This is a genomic window from Nocardioides sp., assembly GCF_024509035.1.
GTDB lineage: Bacteria > Actinomycetota > Actinomycetes > Propionibacteriales > Nocardioidaceae > Nocardioides.
Map to the genome: position 1 here is coordinate 1 of NZ_JANINT010000202.1, position 3,825 is coordinate 3,825.

Annotated in this window: 3 protein-coding genes; 1 reads left to right on the forward strand and 2 read right to left on the reverse strand. The window is 72.9% G+C overall.

Annotated features, from left to right (window positions below):
• Positions 1–734, reverse strand: a 734-nt coding sequence (locus Q0L15_RS14895; protein ID WP_296605237.1) for a phosphotransferase family protein, incomplete at its 3' end; no start/stop codon positions are given.
• Positions 735–820: 86 nt separating this feature from the next.
• On the reverse strand, positions 821–2,563 hold the full coding sequence (locus Q0L15_RS14900) for a glycerol-3-phosphate dehydrogenase/oxidase (protein WP_296605238.1): 1,743 nt from the start codon (positions 2,561–2,563) through the stop codon (positions 821–823).
• Between the two features lie 72 nt (positions 2,564–2,635).
• On the opposite strand from Q0L15_RS14900, the gene Q0L15_RS14905 reads away from it, so the two are divergent.
• Positions 2,636–3,823 carry a CapA family protein gene (locus tag Q0L15_RS14905; protein ID WP_296605239.1) on the forward strand — a complete coding sequence of 396 codons (1,188 nt, stop codon included), beginning with the start codon at positions 2,636–2,638 and terminating at the stop codon, positions 3,821–3,823.
• The last annotated feature ends 2 nt before the right edge of the window (positions 3,824–3,825 follow it).

Below are 3,825 nucleotides of genomic sequence, written 5' to 3' on the forward strand. Positions count from 1 at the left end.
TCGCCCCAGCACAGCACGGCCTCGTCGGTGTCGGGCAGGTGCGCCTCGAGCCAGGCGAGGCCCCGCTCGACCAGCGGGGAGCGGCCGATGTCGGCGACCGCGAAGTCGTACCACGCGCGGGTGCGGGCCAGGTTGCGGGCCAGCGGGGTCTCGCCCGGGTGGCCGGGGTCGAGGAAATCGAACCTCGTGGCGGCGTCGGGGATCGCGTGCAGCCGGGCGATCACGTCGACGGTCGCGTCCTGCAGCCGGCGCTGGTGCTCGTGCGGGGCGTCGTGGAGCCAGTTGTCGCCGAAGTTGTAGGGCAGCACGTCCTGCGGGACCAGGCCGTCGATGCGGTCCATGAGGAAGAACGGCGTGCCGAGGACCTCGCCGGTCGGCTCCAACCAGCGCACCTGTGGGACCGGGACGTCCGTGGTCTCCCCGACGATGCGGATCGCGTCGTACTGGTCCTCCAGCGCATAGCTCGGAAACACCGGCAGGTCCTCCGGCGCCGGCGCCACGCGGGCGACGTACTCCCCCAGACGGCGCTCGCCGTCCTCGGTCCAGGCGACGTCGAGGATCAGCGTCTCCGAGGACATCCCATTGGCATCGATGCCGTTGTGGAGCGTCACGACCGGCTCGGCGCCGGCAGGCAGCACCGCCGCCAGCCACTCCGCGAGACGCCCGGGCAGGGTGCTCGCATCCCTGCTCGAACGCTGCATCTTCAAGTCGGCCGGCGGCGGTGCCTGGGTCACGTTCCCCTCCCAAAGGATCGCTGTGACGTGGTTCTCAGCGTGGTGGAACGTGTTCTAGTTTGTCAACGGCTGCGTGCCGCGAGGCCTCACACGATGTCGGGGGCGGACACGCGTGCTTCGTCGGCGGCCTGGTCGGTGAGCTGGAGCTGGCTCTGCCGCTCGGCCTCGACCCGGCGCAGGTAGTGGTCGACCTCGTCGGCGATGCGGGCCTCGTCCCAGCCCAGCTGGGCGCCCATCAGCCGCGCGACCTCGGGCGCGCAGCGCACGCCGCGGTCGAAGGTCTCGATCGAGATGCGGGTACGCCGGGTGAGGACGTCGTCGAGGTGGCGGGCACCCTCGTGGGTGACCGCGTAGACGACCTCCGCGGCGAGGTAGTCGTCCGCACCCCCGAGCGGCCGGCCGAGTGCCGGTGAGGAGGCCACCAGATCGAGCAGGTCGTCGATCAGGCCGCCGTAGCGACCGAGGAGGTGGTCGATGCGGGCGACGTGCAGGCCCGAGCGTCGGGCGAGCAGCACCCGCTGGTTGGACCGGGTCTCCCAGTCGACCGCGCCGACCAGCGGGACCCGGTCGGTGATCGAGTCGCGGACGGTGCGGCCCGCTGCCGTGCTCAGGGAGTGCGCGGCGGCGTCCACGGCGTCCTGGCCCATCACCCGGTAGGTCGTCAGCTTGCCGCCCGCGATCATCACCAGGCCGGGCACCGGGGTGACGACGGTGTGCTCCCGGGAGATCCGCGAGGTCGACTCCGACTCCCCGGAGAGCAGCGGCCGGAGCCCGGCGTACACGCCCTCGACGTCGTCGTGGTCGAGCGGCTCGCGCAGGATCGCGTTGACGTGCTCGAGGATGTACTCGATGTCCGCGCGCGACGCGGCGGGATGCGCCTTGTCCAGGTCCCAGGCGGTGTCGGTGGTCCCGATGATCCAGTGCCGTCCCCACGGGATCACGAAGAGCACCGACGTCGCGGTCCGCACGATGAACCCCGCCTCCGAGCGGATCCGGTCGCGCGGCACGACCAGGTGGATGCCCTTGCTCGCCTGGACCTTCAGCGCGCCCCGCCCGCCGACCATCTCCTGGATCTCGTCGGTCCACACGCCCGCGGCGTTGACCACGACCCGCGCCCGCACCTCGAGCTCCTCGCCGGACTCCAGGTCGTGGGCGCGTACGCCGACGACCCGCTCGCCCTCGCGCAGGAACCCGGTCACCTTCACCCGGGTGGCGACGTGGGCGCCGTGGGCGGCTGCGGTCCGGGCCAGTCCGACCACGAGCCGGGCGTCGTCGACCTGGCAGTCCCAGTACTGGATCGCGCCGGCGATCGTGTCGGACCGGAAGTCGGGCGCGATCCGCGCGACCTGGCGGCGCATCAGGTGCCGGTGCCGCGGGACGCCCATGTCGCCGCCCTGGCTGCGCAGCGCCCCGAGCATCGCCAGCCCGTCGTAGAGGATCAGCCCGGAGCCGACGTACGGACGCTCCCACCCCCGGTGCGTCAACGGGTAGAGGAACGACACCGGCCGCACCAGGTGTGGCGCCAGGCGCGTCAGCAGCAGCCCGCGCTCGCGCAGCGCCTCACGGACCAGCCCGAAGTCGAGCATCTCGAGGTAGCGCAGGCCGCCGTGCACGAGCTTGCTGCTGCGGCTGCTGGTGCCGCTGGCGAGGTCGCGCTGCTCGAGCAGCCCGGTCCGCAGGCCGCGCGTCACCGCGTCGAGGGCGGTGCCCGCGCCGGTGACACCCCCGCCGACGACCAGGACGTCGAGCTCGGGCTGGCCGCTCCCGCTGCGCATCGCCGCCAGGGCGTCCTCGCGGGCCTGCGGGCTGAGGGCACTCGACGGGCTCATGTGGGCAGTCTCGCAAACAGCTGTATCCGTGTTGTGTCCTCGCGCGCCACCTGACGCCGGTTCAATGGAGACATGCCAGCTCGCCCGCTCCGCGCAGCCGCCTCCGTCGCGGCCGTGGTGGTGGCGGTCGTGCTGCTGGTCGTCGCCCTGAACGTGGCCTGGCCGACCCAGCTCCGCGACGGCGAGCACGCCGCGGCGGACCCGCAGCCGGCGGTGCCGACCGAGCTCGACGCCGGCGAGACCGGCCCGCCCAGCCCCTCGGCCCCACCCCGGTCGGCGACGATTCTCATGGGCGGCGATCTGCTGTGGCACAACACGGTGTGGATCAGCGCCGCCGAGGACCACGCCCGCACCGGTGCCGGCGACCGCTACGACTTCGACCCGATGTTCGCGACCCTGCGTCCCTACGTCGAGTCCGCGGACCTGGCGCTGTGCCACGAGGAGGTCCCCTTCGCCGCACCCGGTGAGGCGCTGCGCAGCTACCCCGTGTTCGCCGCGCCGCACCAGATCGCCTCCTGGATCGGCAGCATGGGCTGGGACGCCTGCACGACGGCCTCCAACCACAGCATGGACGCCGGGGTCGACGGGATCGTCGAGACCGCCGACCTCCTCGAGGCCGCCGGCGTCGCCCACGTCGGCACGTTCCGCTCCGCCGCCGAGCGCCGTGAGCCGGTGATCCTCACGACCGACTCCGGGCTGCGCGTCGGCGTCGTCGCGGCGACGTACGGGCTCAACGGCTACGTCCTGCCGACCGGCCAGGAGTGGGCGGTCGCGCAGCTGGGCGACGCCGACGACCTGCTCGCCCAGGCGCGCCGGGCCCGCGCGGCCGGCGCCGACATCGTGGTCGCGCACGTGCACTGGGGTACCGAGTACAGCCACCTCCCCGACGCGGCGCAGGTCGAGCTCGCCGAGCGGCTGACCGCCTCCCCGGACGTCGATCTCGTGCTCGGCGAGCACGCCCACGTCGTCCAGCCGATCACCCGGGTCAACGGGAAGTGGGTCGTCTACGGCATGGGCAACATGGTCGCCCAGAGCGAGCTGGACCGATCGGCGGCCTACGAGGGCATCACCGTGCAGGTCGAGGTCACCGAAGGACCCGACGGGTGGGTCGTCGACGGTCTCTCCTACCTCCCGACCCAGTGGAACCACTACTCGCCGGGCAACCCCGTCCGCATCGAGCGCGCCACCGGCGACCACCTCGCCTCGATCCGCGCCGCGGTCGACGGCGTCGGCCACAACGCGGGCCTGGTCGAGGAGTGAGC